We start from the raw sequence: 18,494 nt of genomic DNA on the forward strand, positions 1-18,494 counted from the left end.
AACGCCTGCTCACCGCTCGCAAGCCCCGCGACGTTCCCCCGGGCTCGAGCTGGTCCAGAATGCGCGCACTCTTCCGTAGCCCTTGTCGAGCCGCACGTGATCGCCCCACCCCTTGCCGCCAACGAGTCCGAGCGACTCGCCGACCTGCACGACTACGACATCCTGGATAGCCCGTCGGAACAGGTTTTCGACGAGATCGCCGAGCTGGCGGCCGCCATCTGCGGCACGCCTTACGCGGCCGTCACGTTCCTGGCCGAGGACCGGCAATGGCTGAAGTCGCGCCATGGACTGCGCTTCGACCAGACGAGCCGGGACCAAAGCGTCTGCGGCCACGCCGTCCTGCAGGAACGGTTCTTCGAGGTGCCCGACCTGCAGCAGGACGTGCGCTTCATGGACAACCCCCTGCTCGCCCTGGACCACGGTGCGCGCCTGCGCTTCTATGGCGGCAGCCAGCTGCGCAGCGAGAAGGGCAACAACCTGGGCATGCTGTGCGTGCTGGACGATCAGCCGCGCACGCTCTCGGACGAGCAGCGCCGGGCCATGGAGCAGCTGGCCGACGTGGTGATCGCCCTGCTGCAGGCGCGCCGCGACCGCAGCCGCCACGAGTACCTGGGGCTGCTGCTCGACCGGCTGCGCGTGGGCATCACGGTGATCGACGGCGAGTCGCACCGCTACCTGCACGCCAATGCGAACGCCCTGGCCGACCTGGGCCTGCCCATGGAACGGTTGCGGCAGATGAGCCCCGTGGAGGCCGTGCCCGCGCTTAGCCAGCAGCGATTCGACGCCTCCATGCAGCGCCTGCAGGGCGGCGCCGCCCAGGCCTCGGACGAGTACACCGAACCCGGCCCCGACGGCCTGCCGCGAACCACCGAAATCCGCTGGGAACGCCTGCCCGCGCGGCCGCGCGAGCTGGTGGTCGCCATCGCCCGTGACATCAGCGAGCGCAAGGCCCTGGAGCGCATGAAGGACGAGCTGGTGTCGCTCATCAACCATGAACTGCGCACGCCCCTGACCTCCATCCGCGGCGCCATCAAGCTGCTGGACAGCGGCGCGGCCGGCGCGCTGCCCGACGCGGCGGCCAAGCTGGTGAGCGTGGCCTCGCAGAGCACCGACCGCCTGCTCGCCATCGTGAACGACCTGCTGGACCTGGACCGCATGACCTCACAGCGCATGAGCTTCCGGCTGGAGCCGCTGGAGGCCGGGCACGTGCTGGAGCAGGCCGCGCAGGCGGCCTTGCCGCTGGCGCAGGCCGCCTCCGTGCGGCTGGACGTGCGGGCGCCAGGCGGCCTCCTGCTGCGCGCGGACGCGCAGCGGCTGCAGCAGGTGCTGGCCAACCTGGTGTCCAACGCGATCAAGTTCGCGCCCGACGGCAGCCAGGTCGAGCTGCGCGCGCGGACCGATGAAGGCGGCGTCTGGCTGGGCGTGAGCGACCACGGCCAGGGCGTTCCCGCCCACTTCCGGCCGCGGGTTTTCGAACGCTTCGCGCAGGCCGATGCGCGCACCACCCGGGCCCAGGGCGGCTCGGGCCTGGGCCTGTCCATCGCGCGGCAGATGACCGAGCAGATGGGCGGGCGCATCGGCTTCGAGTCGGAGCCCGGCCACACCACCTTCCACCTCTGGCTGCCTGGAGCGACTTCCTGATGACACGCGCACGCATTCTTCTGGTCGAGGACGACGAGGGCATCCGCGCGGTGGCCCAGACCACCCTGGAGGCCCTGTGCGGCTGCGACGTGCTGGCCGTCGGCAGCGGGCAGGAGGCGGTCGCGCAGGCCGCCGCCTTCGGGCCGCAGCTCCTGCTGCTGGACGTGGCCATGCCGGAGATGGACGGACCGCAGACGCTGGCGGCGCTGCGCCAGCAGGAATCCCTGCGCAGCGTGCCGGCGGTGTTCCTCACGGCCCGCACGCAGGCCCGCGAGGTGGTGCACTACCGCGCGCTCGGCGTGCGCGACGTGATCGCCAAGCCCTTCGATCCGGCCCAGCTGTGCGAGCGGATCGCCGCCGCCTTGGCCGATGCACCCGAGGCGGTGCCCACGGCACCGCAGCGCCGGCGTGCGCTGGTGGTGGAAGACGATCCCACCATTCGCTACCTGCTCGGCTTCGTGCTGGAGCAAAACGGCTGGGAGATGCAGGCCTTCGACGACGGCGAGAAGGCCCTCGCCGCCCTGGCCCAGGGGCCGGTGGCGGACGCGGTGCTTCTGGACGTGGTGCTGCCCGGCATGGACGGGCTCAGCCTCCTGGAGCGGCTGCGCGCCCTGCCCGCCTGGCGCACGGTTCCCGTGATGATGCTGACCGGCCAGGGCGACGAGGCGCTGGTCACTCGGGCGCTGGCCGCCGGCGCCAACGACTACCTGGGCAAGCCCTTCGACTTCTCCGAACTCATCGACCGGCTGGCGCGCATCGCAGCCGCCCAGGCCTGAGCCCGCCGCAGCGCCGTCACTTCTTCGCCTTGGCCCGGGTGGTCACCACCCAGGTCGTCTCGCCCAGCGCCTCCTTCAGGTGCGCGATGCGGTTCCAGGCGTTCTTCAGGCCCGCGTAGAACAGCGTGGACGTGAGCATGTAGAACCACAGCCAGCGCGAGTGCTTGCGGATCTGCGGATCGGCCAGCTTCCAGACGAACCAGATCTGTCCCGGCCCGGTCGTGAGCGTGAACAGCGAAGTCACCACGAAGAGCGGCACGAACCAGTCGATCCGCGACAGCGAACCCGCCTCCACGGCCCACCAGGCGATGAGCGGCAGGATCTGCATGGAGACCCAGGGATACACCTCGCGCCAGGCCAGCAGCTGCAGCATGCCCAACTTCTGCTGCAGCGAAAGGCGCGGCGAACGCAGGGCCGGCAGCACCCACTTGAGCGAAATCTGCAGCCAGCCCTGCGCCCAGCGCAGGCGCTGCTTGGCCAGCGCCTGCAACGTTTCCGGCGCCAGCTCGCGCGAGACCAGGTACGGGTCCGAGACGATGCGCTTGCCGCGCAGCACGGCACGCATGGACGAGTCGATGTCCTCGGTGAGCATGAAGCCGTGCATGCGCAACTCGCGCAGCAGCGGCGTGCGCCAGTAGCCGTTGCTGCCCCCGAAGATGCCGAAGCCGTGCAGGCGCGCGCGGCCCGGGTGGCTCACGGCATAGATCTGCTCGAACTCCACCGCCACCATGCGCGCCACCCAGGACGATGCCCCGTTGCGGATGAAGCAGTGGCCCTGGATCACGTCCGCGCCATGCGACATCCAGCGCCAGGCGCGGCGGAAGCTGTCGGGGTCGGGCTGGTGGTCGGCGTCGAAGACGGCGGTGAACTCCCCGGTGGCATAGGGCAGCGCCGCGTTGACGTTCTGCGCCTTCGAGGTGCTGGTGCGCACCCGCATCGGGACGAAACGCGGATGCTCGCGCGCAATGCGCTGCAGCCGCTCCTCCACCTCGGGCATGTCCTTGGGCGTGTTGTAGGCCAGGATGATCTGCAGCGGCCCGGGGTACTGCACGCGCAGGAAGGCGCGGACCGTGTCCTCGATGATCGGCGCCTCGTTGGGCAGGTAGGCCGCGATGATGGCCGAGGCAGCCGGATACGGCGCCGCCGGTTCGCTGGGCGGGTCCCTGCGCTCCATCGCCAGGAAACCCTCGGCCCAGATCGAGGCGGCCGTGAGCGCCAGCGAAACCACCACGAACAGGTACACGCCGCGGCTGATGTCCAGCCCGTTGGTCCCCAGCAGCCAGTACACGACGAAGGGCAGGCCCAGCCCCAGCAGCATGGTGATGGCGTACTGGATCCACAGCGCATGCCGGGCCTTCAGACCGCTGAGCCATTGCACCAGCGCCGAGCTGGGCGGCGGCTTGGGCGCGGCCTCGCGCGGGGCGCGGTACAGCGCCGGCTGCAGGTCCAGGTGCAGGGCCGATTGCCGCGCCGCCTCGCGCGCGTGGCGCACCGCCTCCACCGCGTCCTCGCTGCGTCGCACCGAGGCGTAGCCCAGCGCAGGCGTGTACTGGGCCGACTGGCCCTGCAGATCGAAGCGGTGCGCGGCGATACGGCGGCTCAGCGCGCGCAGGCGCCGCGCCACCTCGCGCGGCGAGGTCGCGGGCATCAGCAGCAGCAGGTCGCCGGCCTGGCCGAAGGCGAGCTTCTCGTCGGCCAGCGCGTCCGGCTCGGCCAGCTCGGCCACCTGCAGCCACAGGTGCTGCAAGGCCTGCGCCGGCAGGCGCCCACCGAAGTGCGCCAGTTCGTCCAGCTGGATGGCCGCCACGAAGCTGTCCCCCGGCGCGCGGCCGGCGCGCAGGTCCTCGCGTTCGGAGGCCACGCGCCCGAGCAGCTCGGACTCCTGCAGCAGCTTGAGCTGCGGCGCCATGCCGGGCTGCAGGTCGATGGTGTTGCCTTCCAGGGCGGTGCTCGCAGCGCGGATCATGGCCTGCACACGCTCCACGAGCTGGCTGGGCTCGAAGGGCCAGGGCAGGCCCTGCACGTCCACGCCGGTGTGCGCCCGCGCCGAGCCGAGTGCGCCCGAGGCGGCCAGCTGCTGCTGTGGTCCGATCACCAGCAGGCCGGCGGCGGTGGCGGCCGTCTCGCCGCGCAGGGCTGCGAGCAGTTCCAGCGAGCCCAGGCCGGGAATGGAGGGCGTCGCGATCACCAGGCTCCACGGCCCCCCGCGCGCGAGGTCCTGCGGTCCGCCCAGGCGCAGCTTGTAGCCGGCCGCCGCGAGCGGCGCGATCACCTCCGACACGGTGTCGCTGCCGAACCCGATGAGCAGCAGCGGCTGCTGGGCGATGGCCGCGGCCGCCGCGGGGTTCTGCACGGCGCTCACCAGCGATGCTCCAGCCGCAGGCCGGCGGTGGTGCGTTCGAAGCCGCTCACGCCGGCGGCCGTGCCCGTGCGCGAACTGAAGCGCTGCAGCCGGGCTTCCAGCCGCGTGTCCGGACCGAGCCGCCGGCCCAGCGCCAGGCTGGCGTCCCACGCGGGCTTGCTGCCGTCCGGCACTGCCTGCTCGCGGCCCAGCGCGAGGAAGGCGGACAGGTCCCAGGGGCCGTCGCCCGCGAACCGGTGGTTCACCCGCAGCGTGCCCTGCGTGACGCGCACGCGGTCCGGGTTGAAGTAGCCGTTGTCCAGGCGCTGCGCGAACTCGGAGCGGCCGTGCCGCAGTCCCAGCCAGACCTCGGGCTTGGGCCGCCATCGCCACTCGCCGCTGGCCTGTGCGGTCCAGCGGCGGTTGCCGTCGGAATACAGGCCGCGTTCGATCTTGACGTTGTAGCGTTGCCGCTCGTCGGGCGTGAGGTCCATGGAGACACCGTTCTGGATGGCCGTGAGGCCCAGGCGCAGCGAGCGCAGGTTGTCGAAGCTCACGCGCGAGGAGCTGAAGTCCATGCGCACGAGGTCGCTCGGCCACCAGGTGAGCCAGGTGGCGTAGACCCATTTGTCGATGCCATCGGTGGCCCGAGGCTCGATGCGCTCAACGCCCAGCTCGGCGTTGAGTTCAAAGGCGTCGTTGAAGCGCCAGCGTCCGAAGGCCGACGGTCGCGTGAGGCGCACCGCGTCGCTGCCGTCCTCGCGCTCGAACTCGGTGCGTGCCAGGCGCAGGCCGGCCGCGCCCCGGCCCTGCGCGAGCGGCACCTCGTGCGCGAGGCGCAGGCTGTCGATGTCGAGGTCGTCCGACTGCGTCGAGCGCTGCGTCTCGGCGCTGGTGCGCGGCGCCACGGCCTGGGCGATGTCCCTGCGCAGCGCGAGCACCCGCGCGTCCGAGTCCAGCCCGGGCTGCGCAAGCGCCCGCGCGGCAGCGTCCGGCCGTCCCAGCCACAGCTGCGACTGCGCGAGCTGGGCGCGGGCCTGAGCGTCCTGCGGGTTCTCGCGCAGCACGCCCTCCAGCACCGCGGCCGAGGCGCGCTGGCGGCCGCTCCAGCTCAGTGCCTGCGCGAGCTGGCGACGCGCATCGACATCGCCCGGGGCGAGGCGCAGCAGTTCTTCGTACGCTTCGCGCGCCGCGCTGGGCCGGTCCGACCAGAGCAGGGCAAGCCCCAGCCCTCGGAGGGCCCGCTGGCGTTGTTCGGCGCCCAGCTCGCCGCCCAGGGCTTCGCGGTACAGCGGCACGGCCTGCCGCGCGCGCTCCGAATACGTGAGCTGCTCGGCGTAGTCCAGCAGCCACTCGCGCCGGCGCTGCGGTGCGCGCGCCAGGGCCTGGGCGAACAGACCGGCCGCCTCGCGGTTGCGGTCGCTGCGAGCGGCGTCGCGGGCCTGCTCCACGAGGCGCTCGATGGCCGGCGCATCGGATGCCGGCTGCGCCTGGGCGCCCTCCAGTTCGCGGCGCAGGCGCACGGCGGCTTCGTCCTGCGCCAGCGAGGCATGGGACAGCGTTTCGCGGGCGGCATCGGCCTCGCCCATGTCCTTTTGCGTCTGCGCGAGCAGCAGGCGCGCCTCGCGGTCGTCGGCCTCCGTGCGCAGCAGCTCGCGCAGGCGCTGGACGGCGGCCTGCGGCTGGCCGCCCCAGGCCAGGGCGCGCGCCAGGTTACGCTGCGCATCCCGGTCGCCGGGGCTGCGCTCGAGGACGTCCTCGTAGGCCTCGCGGGCCGCAAGGTGCTGGCCGGACCACAGCAGGGCCAACGCGAGACCCTTGCGCAGGCGCTGGCGCGGCTCACCCTCAGGCACGCCCGCCAGGGCTTCGCGGTACAGGGGCACGGCCTGCGCCGCGCGCTCGGAATAGGTGAGCTGGTCGGCGTATTCGGGCAGCAGCTCCGCCCGGCGCTGCGGAGCCCGCTCCAGCACCCGGGCGAAGGCATCGGCCGATTCGCGGTTGCGGTCGGCGCTCGCGTGGGCACGGGCCTGGTGCAAGAGCTCGTCCACATCGGAAGCTGCCTGTGCGTTGCCGGACGACGACGCCGGTTGCGCCGCTGCCGGGGCGGCGGCGCTGCCCAGGGCCGCCAGGGCAAGAAGAAAGAAAGCGGAAACGTGACCGGAACGCCGGGGTCGCACCGGCGGAAGTGGGGAATGAGACTGCAATCGATCGAGCTCCGTCAGGTCTGCGCCGGGCGCAATGCTAGCGCCCGCGCCGGGTGCTTCGGGCGGATCATGCCGGAGACCGTGGCGCGTAGGACAGGACGCCGCCGGCCCGCAGGGATCTGCTCACAGCTTCTGTGAATAAGTCTGTGCGGAACGCGCGTGGCCGGGTCGGGAAGGCCCATTGCATAAGGCGGCGCGGCAGGTTGCTTAATTCGTAAGCAGTCTTGCCCGCTCCGTGGGTTCGGACATTCGCACGAGCCGGCGGCGCCTCCCACCCTGCGGCGGCGTCCTACGCCGGGCCGCCTGCCGCCTGCTTAGCCTGAGCTTCGCTTGCGGGAGGAATATTTCATGGAAACACTGCGCGTGGTTGCTGCTTTTTCCCGGCTTCGCTGGGCGCTCGCCCTGTTGCTCGGCATGAGCCTGGGGCTGGCGGGCTGCGGCGGCGGCGATGACGGGGATTCTGTGCTTGGCGCAGTGGGGCTGCAGCGCAGTGCGCCGGCCGACGCCGCGGCGGATCCCGCGCTGCCCCCACAGCGCCCACCCCGGCGGTGAGGGCAAGGTCGAGGGCTCAGCGGCGCCGCGAGCCAAGGTCGGCCGCATCCACGACATGCCAACGCGCCGCCGCATCGGCCTCGGTGCGCAGCGCCTTGCCGCCCGAGGCCGCCTCACTCGCCGGGCGTGGCGGCGCCTTGCGTGCCGGCGAGCCGAAATGAGCCCGCCGAGGCTCGCCGGGTCCGGGCGCCGCCGGCGTCGTGTCGGGCAACGGTCCAGTGGCCACAGCCCCCCCTGCAGCTTCCAACCGGCTGCGTTGCCGAGGCCGCAGCCGCTCCACCGCGAGCAGGTACAGAATGCGCCCGCCATCCCCGCAAGCGCCAGCCCGCATGCCAGGACGCAGCCGGTACGGCTCCAGCCCCTCCAGCGCCACCTCGGCGTCGCACACCATCCAGCCCGGGTTCCGGTCAACCCGCAGGGCACGCAGGCCATGCCGGCGAAAACTGTCCTCGTCGTGGTCCGTGGCGGTGACCTGCACGCCGGGGGCGGACAGCAGTTCCTGCAGGGGCGGGCGCGCATGCGGCCGCACGAAGTTTTTCAGCAGGACCTGCAGGGAATCGGCGAGGCGTCGCTCCGGCCAGGACAGGGCCGATTCGGGCATGGCGTGCAGGATGCGCCGCAGCCAGTCCAGGTCCGCATGGCGAGGCCGTTCGACGAGCCGCCGAGCCGTGGCCGCGAAGTCGAAACGCATGGCGCGGAGCAGGCGCACCTGCCATCGCGCATCGATGCCCGCGTCGAGGATGGCGCAGGCCATTGCGGCCGCGGCGCTGGGACGCGGACGCAAGGGCAGCGCCCAGCGCAGGAAGTTCTCCTTGTCCGCAGGACTGAGGTGCTTGCTGGCGATCACTTCCAGGACCACGGCGTAAATGTTCGTGTCCCGGCTGCCGGACACGGAGGGTGGCAAGGGTGCGCCTCGCGTCGGCGTGATGGCTGCGATCGCCAGCGCGCGTGGCCAGCCGGCGCCGTCGCCCTGGGAGAGGCGGATCCGGAGCCCGCAGCGGCTGCGGGCCGCCTCGAGCAGCAGGCGCGCATACAGCGCAGGTGCTTGCGGGCAGGACGGATACTGGAGCAGGTCCAGCATCACGCTGCGCCGTCCGGTCGCCTCCTCCAGTCCGCCGGTGAGCAATATGGCGCAGCGCTCCTCGTCCGTGAGCACGTCGGCCGGCGCGTGCACCAGGGCATCGACGTAAAAAGCGACGGCATCGCATCGCCCGAACTCCAGGCCTATGTCCAGGGCCGAGCTGGCAACGCGATCGCCTGACGTTCGTACCTCGGACACCAGAGCGCGGAGGCGATCCTCGCGACTCAGCCCGGTCGTGCCGAGCAGGTGTTGGACACCGCCGTGAATCAACTTCGTGCAACCCACCTTCATGGCCACGAACAGATGCGATGGGTCGGAAAGGCGCGCATCGTGCAGGCCGAAGCACCGTGTGGCAGGCGCGGCAAGCTCGCTGGCCGGGCGGTCGAATGCGTAGGCAGCCATCACCTGCAAGGCATCCGGATAGAAGTAGGACGCGCAGAACGGAATGTCGGAGTGCACCAGGTGCTGCGCGTCGTGGACCACCAGCACGTATTCGGCAGCCGTATCGTTGGGGTCGTAGAGGGTCACGACGTGTTCGCGCCCGCCCCATGCGTCCGGTGAGCCTGCTGCCATCTGCAACTCCAGCCCAAGCACGTGCGTGTGGGTGACGAGCGCGAAGCGACGGGCCTGGCCTGGCTGCATGGAATCGAAAAGGTGCCGCAGCAGCGCCACGAAGCCGCCGCGGGTGCAGAGAGCCACGGGCCGGGCTTCGCCGCGGGACAGGCGGTAATAGCTCTTGTTCACGGCGCCAGCCACCTGCTGCGTGATGTCCTTGCTGGAGGCGAAGCCCCGACGCCCGCGCGGCGCGGAGGACTCGACGTCGGCCGCCCGGTTCATCAGCCACTGCAGGGAGAGATGGCGGCAAACGATGGTGTCTTGCATCAGGCCTTCGCGGTGACGCTCACCCGACCCGAACCGCGCCTGCCCGTTCAGGTCCACGGCGCCTCGCGCGTCTGCGTGCCTGCGGACGCGCCACAAGCCGGCGAGCACGATGCGCGTTCCTGTCGTGCGGCCGTCCGCTTCCAGGTACTCCACGGTCGCTTCGGGCGAATGGAGCTGCTGCGCGCACGCACCGATGGCCCTCACGTGCGCGCGCGGCGGGGCGGTCACCCGCCACCCCGCCACGCGCCCGCAGTCCATCATGATGGACAGGCCAGGCCGGCCATCCAGCTTGTGCAGCTCGATGATTTCGCCGCGCATCGGCGCACCGACTGTGAGCTGCTCCAGGACAGGCAAGGCGTTCAGTCCGGGAAGAACCGACTGGAGCTCCTCGTTGTCGCGCGGCGCGGGCAAGGTGAGCTGCGTGACACCATGTCGAGCGAGCACCTCCCAGGCGCCCAGTGGCACGAGGTAGCCGATGCCCTGCGGCAAGCGCGTGAGATCCAGGTGCGCGCCTTCGAGGCATTCCAGGAGCGAGAGGCCCAAGCCGTGCAGTTCGGAATCGGCGAGGGCGGCATCGAGCTGTGCGGCGTGGGCCAGGCGCTCCGCGGCCTCCGGGGGAGTGACGCCGACGGCGCAGGCGTGCCGCGGGGCGCTGGCGGCAAGCATGGTCAGGCCGATGCGGAATTCGGTGCGCCGAAGCCTGCCACGCGTGCAAGCACCTGTGGCAGGGACCGAGCCGGTCTCATGTCTTCTCGGGTGCCGGACCGGGGCCGTCGCAGCGCACGACCGTCCAGGTCTGCCCCATTCCCTCCTGCACCGACCCGCCCAGCGTGCGGACCACGTGCTTGAGCGCGGCGCTGTGGGTCAGGCCGGCGACGGCCTTGTAGCCGGAATCCGCGGCGGCCACGAGCTGGGCCTCCTTGAGGGCACGGCCGACGCCGATGCCGCGGAAGTCCGGATCGACCATCATCCGGCCGACGCAGACCTCGCTTTCCTTCATGCCCTTCGCGGCGAGGATATGGCCGTCGATCGGAAGCTCCATCTCCAGCGGCTGCGCTTCGATGGTCGCGGTGCCGACGACCTTGTCAGCGACGATCGCGGCGAGAGCGTCTTCACCCGGCGTCTCGTGGGCGAGGAAGTGATTTCGCACGGCGCGCTCGCTGAGCTCCTTGTGCGCGAAGAGATCAGCGAACTGCATCCGCTTGGCGTGGAAGCTCGCGAGCGCGCCCACCTCGCGTGGTTCGAGGCGGCGCACCGTCGCCTCGCGTCCATCCTTGAGCACGGACGTACGCTCGATGGCGGGCCGGGCGGCGGTGGTGCCCGGCACGGTCTTCGAGCCCTCCGAACACAGGCCACGCGCGCGGGACATGGGTGGAAACTCTTTGGCCGTGCGCGTCATCGCCGTGCGCGACAGGTTGCCAAGAGCTGACGAGAAGCCGGCAAAGTTGTTCATGGATATCTCCGCAGGTGCGTTGTAGGAGTGCGCAGGCTATCGGCGCGGCGCCTTGCCACGGTCCCGGGAATACCCAGCAAAAGGGCCGGTCGTCAGCTCGCATTCAGCCGGCGCTGGTCAGAGGCTTCGGCCCCTTCTCCCTCTGGGGGAAGGCTGGGATGGGGGCTCGCTTGCAGCAGCGTGGTCGGCGCACGGGCCCCCACCCTTACCCTCCCCCAGAGGGGGAGGGAGTCACTCCGTCGTTCGCCGGCCAGCGGCCGATTTCCTCGTAGCGCGTCCGCGGCACCGAAGGCGGCAGGCGCGACCAGACGAGCGAGAGCGCATCCACCGTCCACGCGGTGGCCAGTGCCTGCGTCGGCGGCACGGCACCGCCCGCCTTGCGCGCCAGCGTGAGGTGGGGCTTCCAGGGCAGGCCGGCGTCGGCCGCGAGACCGCAGGCCTGCACGGCCTGCAGCACCTGCGCATGCAGCGCATCCAGCCGCGGCTCGGGTTCCGGCCGCAGCACCACGAGCCCGCGCGGCCAGGCCTCGGGCTGGCCCAGGCGCAGCGTGAAGCGGGAAAAGCGCACCGTGGCCAAGGCGTCCTGCAGCGCCGGCAGCGTCGATTCGGGCGTGTCCCCCAGGAAGTGCAGGGTCAGGTGCCAGTGCGCGGGGGCCGAGAAGGCGACCCCGCGCGGCCACTGCCAGCCCGCGCGCCAGGCGAGCACGGTCTCGCGCACCTCGGGCGGGGCGATGAGGCCGATGAAGAGGCGGCGATGGGGTTCGGCGGCGGGGGCGTTCGGCATGGCGAGGTGGCGGAAGGATCAAGCCTGGACCACGCGGACGGCGTCGCCGCAGGAAAGCGCCCCACCCTGCACGATGCGGGCCGTGAGGCCGCCGTGACCCCGCAGGACGTTGTAGCCTCCGGGGCCAAGGGCAGCCTCCATCTTGGAGCAGGGATCGCAGGGCCCGGTGATCTGCAGGCGCACCTGCTCGCCGATGGCGAGCAGCAGGGGCTGGTCCGCAAAGAGCGTGCGCGCGGCGGCGAGGTTCAGGCCCGAGACGACGAGGTTGCGCCGCAGCAGGGCGGGATCGAGTGCGGCCCGGCCGAGGAAGGCGGCCACGGCCGGCAGGTGCTCGGCCTGCAGCAGCGTCACCTGCCGCTTGCCACCCGCTCGGCCGGTGGCGGCGCTGCGGTCGCCGTCCAGGCCGCGCCCGGCCAGGGCCTGCGCCGAGGCGACGCTCACGACTTCCTGCCCGCGCGCGGGGCGCAGCAGGATGGCATCGAGCCGGCCGGCCTGGGGAAAGGTTCGGGTGAGGGAACGCAGGTCGGGCATGGGGGGCAGGGCAGGCATGACGGGCGACCTTAGTGGAAATCCCGGCTGCGCCCCTGCTGGGCCAGACGCCCCAGCCAGGGCGTGAGGTCTTCCACCCGGTGCGCGACCAGGTGGCGCACGCGGCCGCCGCTTTGCGGGTCGCGCTGCCAGGTGCCCTCGACGGCCAGCAGCCGCGCGCGCAGGAGCTCGTTGCGCTGGCGCTCGACCAGGTCGTTCCAGACGATGACGTTGATGGTGCCGGTCTCGTCCTCCAGGGTGACGAACATCACGCCCTTGGCCGTGGGCGGGCGCTGGCGCATGTTGACGATGCCGCAGGCGCGCGCGCGGGCCTCGTGCGGCAGGCGGCCCAGCGCCGCCGCGCTGCGCCAGCCGGCTTCGTCCAGCCGGGGGCGCAGCAGCGCCAGCGGATGCCGGCGCAGCGTGAGGCCGGTGGCGGCGTAGTCGAAGACGATGTCCTCGCCCTCCCCGGCCTGCGGCAGGTGCAGCAGGTCCTCCTGGATGGGGGCGTCCCGCAGCAGGCCCGGCGCGCGGCGCGCGGCGGTGGCGGTCCAGACCTGCTGGCGGCGGTGGCGGGCCAGGGTGGACAGGGCGTCGGCGGCGGCCAGCAGGCCCATGTCCTTGCGGTCCAGGGCGGCGCGCAGGGCGAGGTCCTCCACGTCGGCGAAGGGCCGCTCGCTGCGGGCGGCCTCGATGCGCTCTGCGCCCTTGGCGCTCAGGCCCGCGACGAGGCGCAGGCCCAGGCGCACGGCCGGCTGCAAGGCGTTGCCGCGCCCGTCGATCGGCTCGTGCGCCTCGCGCGAGCCGCCCGGTGCCTCCAGGGTGCAGTCCCAGTCGCTGGCGGTGACGTCCAGGGGCCGCACCTCCACGCCATGGCGCTGCGCGTCCTGAATGAGCTGGAAGGGCGTGTAGAAGCCCATGGGCTGCGCATTGAGCATGCCCGCCAGGAAGCAGGCCGGTTCGTGGCACTTGAACCAGCTGCTGAAGTACACCAGCAGCGCGAAGCTGGCGGCGTGGCTTTCCGGGAAGCCGTATTCGCCGAAGCCTTCGATCTGCTTGAAGATGCCCTCGGCGAATTCCACCGGGTAACCGCGCGCCACCATGCCCTCCACCAGCGGCTCGCGGAAGCGATGCACCCCGCCCTTGCGTGACCACGCCGCCATGGAGCGGCGCAGCGCATCGGCCTGGTCGGCGCTGAAGCCGGCGGCCACCATGGCCAGTTGCATCACCTGCTCCTGGAAGATGGGAACGCCCAGCGTGCGCCCCAGGGGCAGGGCCAGTTCGTCCTTGACGTAGCGCACCGGCTTGCCTTCGCGCTGCGCCTGCCGCGCGCGCAGGTAGGGGTGCACCATGCCGCCCTGGATGGGCCCGGGCCGCACGATGGCCACCTGCACCACCAGGTCGTAGTAGCGGCGCGGGCGCAGGCGCGGCAGCATGGCCATCTGCGCGCGGCTTTCCACCTGGAACACGCCCACGCTCTCGGCGCGGCACAGCATGTCGTAGACCTGCGGGTCTTCCTCGGGGATGTCCTGCAACTGCCAGTCCTTTGCGCGCCAGCGGTTGGACAGCGCCAGGCAGCGGCGCAGCGCGCTGAGCATGCCCAGGGCGAGCACGTCCACCTTGAGCAGGCCCATGGCTTCCAGGTCGTCCTTTTCCCACTGGATGATGGAGCGGTCCGGCATGGCGGCGTTCTCCACCGGCACCAGGCGCGTGAGGCGGTCCTGCGTGAGCACGAAGCCGCCCACGTGCTGGCTCAGGTGCCGCGGAAAGCCGCGCAGCTGCTGCGCGAGCGACATCCACAGCCCGATGCGGTGCGCGCTCTCCTGCACGCCCATGCCGCGCGCGAGCTCGACCAGGCGGTCGGACTGGATGTCCACCTCGAACCAGTGATGGTCCTTGGCGAAGGCATCGACCAGGCGTTCGTCGATGTCCAGCGCCTTGCCCACGTCGCGAATGGCCATGCGGCTGCGATAGCGCACCACCACCGCGGCGATGGCCGCGCGCTCGCGGCCGTACTTGCGGTAGATGTACTGGATGACCTCCTCGCGCCGCTGGTGCTCGAAATCCACGTCGATGTCGGGCGCCTCGTGCCGCTCCATGCTGATGAAGCGCTCGAACAGCATGCGCGTGCGCTCGGGCGAGACCTCGGTGATGTGGAGGCAGTAGCACACGAGCGAGTTGGCCGAGGAGCCGCGCCCCTGGCACAGGATGCCCTGGCTCCTGGCGTAGCGCACGATGTCCTCCACGGTGAGGAAGAACATCTCGTAGCGCTTGGCGGCAATGAGCCGCAGTTCCTTGGACAGCTGCGCGCGGTGCTCGGCCGAGACGCCCTGCGGATAACGCCGCCGCGCGCCGCGCAGGGTCAGGCGCGCGAGCATGCCGATGGGCGTGCAGCCGGCGCGCACCGTCTCCAGCGGGTAGTTGTACTGGATGGATTCCAGCGTGAAGCGGCAGCGCGCCGCCACCGCGCGCGTGGCCGAGAGCAGCTCGGGCGGGTACAGCTGCGCGAGGCGCGTTCGATAGCGCAGGTAGCGCTGCGCGTTGGACTGCAGCGCGAAGCCGCAGTCGGCCACCGGCCGGCCTTCGCGCACGGCGGTGATCACGTCGTGCAGGTTCTTGCGCGAACGCCGGTGCATGACCACGCCCCCGGCGGCCACCAGCGGCACGGCGCAGTCGGCGCCGGCTTGGCGCAGGCGCGCAAGCCAGAGCTCGTCGGCGAGCTCGCCCGACAGGCGCACGCCCAGCCAGAGGCGCTCGCCCAGGTGGGCGCGGGCGCGCCGCAGGTTCTCCGTGAGGGTGTCCGCATCGAAGGCGCCCGGCGCGTCGCGGTCGGGCACCCAGAGCATTTCGCAGCCGGCCAGCAGGGTCCAGTCGCTGCGGTCCCAGCCGACCAGGTACTCGCCCTTGTCCGCCTGCCGCCGCGCGGCGCTGATGAACTCGCACAGGTCGCCCCAGGCGAAGGTGTTGCGCGCCAGGGCCACTACGGTGCCTTCGGGCAGCCGGAACTCGCTGCCGAAGATCAGCCGGAAGGGCCGCAGGCGCGGCTGGCCGTCGGCCTCCTGCAGGCGGCGCGCTTCCTTCAAGTGCTCCTTGAGGGCCACGTGGGCCTGCACCACGCCGGCCACCGAGCATTCGTCGGTGAGGGCCAGGGCCTCGTAGCCCAGGTTGTAGGCCCGCTGGACCAGCTCGTGCGGATGCGAGGCACCACGCTGGAAGCTGAAGTTGCTCAGGGCGTGCAGCTCGGCGTAGCCGGGCAGCTCGTCGCTGCCGGCCCAGGGGGGCGGCGCCTCGTCGTCGCCGTCGAAGGGGCCGGCCGGCTCCTTGGGCGCGTGGCCTTGCGGCCTGTCGAACGGACCCCGCAGCAGGTCCTTGCGCTGCTTGTCAGGCATGGGCTTCAGGCATGGGCTTCAGGCATACAGGCCCTGCAGGAACCAGCGCGGCTCACCGCCCGTGGCGGCGGACTGCTCGCAGAACACCCACAGCAGGCCGGCCTGCTCGCTGCGGGCGATGCAGTAGTCGCGCACCACCGCCCCGCCCTCCTCCCACCAGCCGGTCTCGATGCGCTGGCGACGCGTGAGCAGGCGCAGCGGCCCCTGGTACCAGGGGCGGTGGTCGCGCACCGGCAGCGGCAGGGGTTCGGGCAGCAGCCAGGGGGGATAGAGCGCGCCGGCGCCGGACCTGTCTTCCCCTCCCCCCCTGGGGGAGGGTTGGGTGGGGGCTGCCGCGCGAGGCGTTGCCGATGGCCGGAGCGAAGGCGGCGCCTTCACGGCCGGCGTCCAGGCCTGCATGCGCTCGGGCCGCCAGTCGTCACGGGGCTGGGGCACCAGCACGCTGTCCTCGCCCAGCCGGGCCGAGAGGCGCTCGATCAGCTCGTGCAGCTTGTCGCCGCTCACGTTGTCCTCGGGCAGGAAACTGCGGCTGGCGGCTTTCCAGGGGGCGGTCTCCAGGCTGCGCAGGCGCAGGTGGTTGGCCGGCGCGGCCAGCTGCGCGCGGCCCAGCTGCTCGCCCACCAGCCGGCGCAGGTGGGCCGTCTCCTGCGCCGGCTCGGCGGTGCGCACCACCAGCCGCTCGTGCGAGGGCAAGGCCACGCCGTCCAGGCGCTTGAGGTCCAGCGTCCATTCCAGCGCCAGGGCCAGCACGCCGCGATGGCGTGCGCGCAGCCACAGCTGCATCTGCCCGAGCAGGCGCTGGGCCGTCCACATCAGCTCGGGCGCGGCGGTGGCCAGGGAGGGCAGCTCCACGTTCAGGTCGAACACCTCGGGCAGTTGCAGCCAATGGTGGCGCGCCGGCCGCTCGCCCCAGGCGATGTCCAGCGCCTCCAGCAGCCCGGCTCCGAAACGCCGCGCCACCGGCCCCCGCGGCAGCGCCCTGAGCTGCCCCCAGGTGCGCACGCCGGTGCGCTCCAGCAGGGGCACGTGCGGCAGGGCGGCGCTCATGGCGCCGAGCGGCAGTCCCTGCGGCAGCAGCGCCGGGAGGGCCTGGCCGCGTGCCTTCAGGCGCAGCAAGGCCAGCGCGACCAGGCAGGTGGCGCCCTCGGCCCAGTGCGCCGGCGCCGCCAGCGGCTCGCCCGGCGCCAGCAACTGCCGGCGCAGCGACTCGCGCCCGCCGAACAGGCGCTCGCTGGCCGACACCTCCAGCAGCAGGGCCTCGTCCAGCCAGGCGACGCGGGGCGTGAAGCGCAGGGCATGCCAGCTCCAGGCCTGCGCGTCGTCCTCAGCCGGCGGACGTGGGAGTGCGATCCAGTGCGGCATGGGACAGCGGCCTTCGCGCCCTGGCCCTGGGGGGCGGCGCGACAGCAAGAGACGGGACTTCGCCCACGGCAGCCTCCCCCCGCGCACGGGCGCGCAGCCAATCGGCCAGCAGCGCCTGCCAGGGCGGCAGCAGCACGGGCGAGACCAGGGGCGGGCCGCGGCGCTTGAGCACATGCACCTTGAGCGCCTCGCCCGACTCGAGCAGCAGGCGCAGGCGGGCGGGCGAACTCTGCGCACGGGCAGATTCGGGACGGAAGGCGAACAGCAGGCGGCGGTGCTGCTGCGCGGCCAGGTGCAGGCGACGCAGCTCGGCCGACTGCACCTGCGGCAGCCAGGCCAGCACCGCCACCGATTCGGCGCAACGCAGGGCTTGCTCGGCGGCCCACAGGCGGGCCGCCGGCGGGACGGCCTTGACCCACAGCAGCCGCTCGGGCGCCAGGCCCTGGGCCGCCAGGCTGGGGGCGAACACCGGATGCGGCGGGCCGACCAGCACCACCGGCCCGCGCCCGGCCTGCACCGCGCGGGCCAGGGCCGGCACCAGCAGGCGCCAGACATGCTGCTGCGGGCGCGTCTGCAACACCTCCACCAGCTGCCCCACCGGCCAGCCGCCACCCGGCAGCACGGCGTCGAGCGGGGGAAGGCCGGTAGGCAGGACGAATTCTTCCTGCGCAGCCTGCTCTGCGCCCCGCCAGACATGGGACGGCAAGGCCAGATCGGCTGCGGGTGGAGAAGACAGAATGGCGGACACGGGACGACGGCAGGGCCAGGAAAGCTGTTTGTTTATACAGTGTTTTGCCCTGGATGGGCAGACCCGGAAAGTTCTCGCCCCGGTTTTCCGCCGCACCCACGTTTTGTTCACATGCCCACGCCCCCTCCCCCTGCCACCCGCCTGCTCCAACCCGAGGACTTCGCGCTCGACGCCCATGAGGTCGCGCCCTGCTTGATCGGCGCCACCCTGCTGGTGGACGGCGTGGGCGGGGTGATCGTGGAGACCGAGGCCTACGACCGCGACGACCCGGCCTCGCACGCCCACCCCGGCCCCACCCCGCGCAACGCCGCCATGTTCGGCCCGCCGGGGCGGGCCTACGTGTACCGCTCCTACGGCATCCACTGGTGCCTGAACTTCGTCTGCCGTGAAGCCGGCCACGGCGCCGGCGTGCTGATCCGCGCCATCGAGCCCACCCACGGGCTGGAACGCATGCGCGAGCGTCGCGGGCTCGCGGACCCGCGCCTGCTGTGCTCGGGGCCGGGACGGGTCGGCCAGGCGCTGGGTATCACGCACGCCCTCAATGGCTGCCGGCTGGACGAGCGGCCCTTCGAGGTCTGGGCCGCGCCCGAGGGCGTGCCGGTGGCCACGGGGCCCCGCATCGGCATCTCCAAGGCCATGGACGTTCCCTGGCGCTTCGGCTGGGCGGGGTCGCGGTTCCTGAGCCGGGCGATGGGCCTGCCGCTGGGGGCCGGGCCGGCACGGCGGCGCCCCTAGCGTCTTGCCATGGAAAGA

Annotated in this window: 13 protein-coding genes; 4 read left to right on the forward strand and 9 right to left on the reverse strand. The window is 72.2% G+C overall.

Annotated features, from left to right (window positions below; all coding sequences use genetic code 11):
* The first annotated feature begins 96 nt into the window (after nt 1-96).
* A complete protein-coding gene (locus EZ242_RS05320) occupies nt 97-1,641 on the forward strand; it encodes a GAF domain-containing sensor histidine kinase (protein WP_135284108.1) in 1,545 nt (514 codons plus the stop codon).
* A complete protein-coding gene (locus EZ242_RS21940) occupies nt 1,641-2,417 on the forward strand; it encodes a response regulator (protein WP_167784653.1) in 777 nt (258 codons plus the stop codon). Before EZ242_RS05320 ends, EZ242_RS21940 begins: the two co-directional genes overlap by 1 nt.
* A gap of 16 nt (nt 2,418-2,433) precedes the next feature.
* Here the strand turns inward: EZ242_RS21940 and EZ242_RS05335 are convergent, their stop codons facing one another.
* Nucleotides 2,434-4,779 carry a glycosyltransferase family 2 protein gene (locus EZ242_RS05335; protein ID WP_135284109.1) on the reverse strand — a complete coding sequence of 782 codons (2,346 nt, stop codon included), beginning with the start codon at nt 4,777-4,779 and terminating at the stop codon, nt 2,434-2,436.
* Entirely contained in the window at nt 4,776-6,806 is a 2,031-nt protein-coding gene (locus tag EZ242_RS05340; protein ID WP_167784654.1) for a tetratricopeptide repeat protein, read from the reverse strand. Before EZ242_RS05340 ends, EZ242_RS05335 begins: the two co-directional genes overlap by 4 nt.
* A 504-nt stretch (nt 6,807-7,310) precedes the next feature.
* On the opposite strand from EZ242_RS05340, the gene EZ242_RS05345 reads away from it, so the two are divergent.
* Nucleotides 7,311-7,514, forward strand: a complete 204-nt coding sequence (locus EZ242_RS05345; RefSeq protein WP_135284111.1) for a hypothetical protein — start codon at nt 7,311-7,313, stop codon at nt 7,512-7,514.
* A 16-nt stretch (nt 7,515-7,530) separates the two neighbouring features.
* Here EZ242_RS05345 and EZ242_RS05350 read toward each other — a convergent pair whose 3' ends face one another.
* From EZ242_RS05350 to imuA, 7 genes are all read right to left on the reverse strand, one after another.
* Entirely contained in the window at nt 7,531-10,143 is a 2,613-nt protein-coding gene (locus EZ242_RS05350; protein WP_135284112.1) for a ShET2/EspL2 family type III secretion system effector toxin, read from the reverse strand.
* A 76-nt stretch (nt 10,144-10,219) separates the two neighbouring features.
* On the reverse strand, nt 10,220-10,930 hold the full coding sequence (locus tag EZ242_RS05355; RefSeq protein ID WP_135284113.1) for a GNAT family N-acetyltransferase: 711 nt from the start codon (nt 10,928-10,930) through the stop codon (nt 10,220-10,222).
* A 205-nt stretch (nt 10,931-11,135) separates the two neighbouring features.
* On the reverse strand, nt 11,136-11,714 hold the full coding sequence (gene thpR, locus EZ242_RS05360; RefSeq protein WP_135284114.1) for an RNA 2',3'-cyclic phosphodiesterase: 579 nt from the start codon (nt 11,712-11,714) through the stop codon (nt 11,136-11,138).
* 18 nt (nt 11,715-11,732) lie between these two features.
* Nucleotides 11,733-12,263, reverse strand: a complete 531-nt coding sequence (locus tag EZ242_RS05365) for an MOSC domain-containing protein (RefSeq protein WP_240786997.1) — start codon at nt 12,261-12,263, stop codon at nt 11,733-11,735.
* A gap of 11 nt (nt 12,264-12,274) precedes the next feature.
* Nucleotides 12,275-15,631: an error-prone DNA polymerase gene (locus EZ242_RS05370; RefSeq protein ID WP_135284115.1), complete on the reverse strand. Its 3,357-nt coding sequence runs from the start codon at nt 15,629-15,631 to the stop codon at nt 12,275-12,277.
* An 18-nt stretch (nt 15,632-15,649) separates the two neighbouring features.
* The gene (locus tag EZ242_RS05375; RefSeq protein WP_135284116.1) at nt 15,650-16,993 is read right to left on the reverse strand and encodes a DNA polymerase Y subunit UmuC family protein; all 1,344 of its coding nucleotides are present in this window, start codon (nt 16,991-16,993) and stop codon (nt 15,650-15,652) included.
* Nucleotides 16,956-17,741, reverse strand: a complete 786-nt coding sequence (gene imuA, locus EZ242_RS05380) for a translesion DNA synthesis-associated protein ImuA (RefSeq protein WP_240786998.1) — start codon at nt 17,739-17,741, stop codon at nt 16,956-16,958. Before imuA ends, EZ242_RS05375 begins: the two co-directional genes overlap by 38 nt.
* 111 nt (nt 17,742-17,852) lie before the next feature.
* Between imuA and EZ242_RS05385 the strand changes: the two genes are divergently transcribed.
* Entirely contained in the window at nt 17,853-18,476 is a 624-nt protein-coding gene (locus tag EZ242_RS05385; RefSeq protein WP_135284118.1) for a DNA-3-methyladenine glycosylase, read from the forward strand.
* The last annotated feature ends 18 nt before the right edge of the window (nt 18,477-18,494 follow it).

Origin of the sequence: Ramlibacter rhizophilus, from assembly GCF_004681965.1 — a bacterium.
Classification (GTDB): domain Bacteria; phylum Pseudomonadota; class Gammaproteobacteria; order Burkholderiales; family Burkholderiaceae_C; genus Ramlibacter; species Ramlibacter rhizophilus.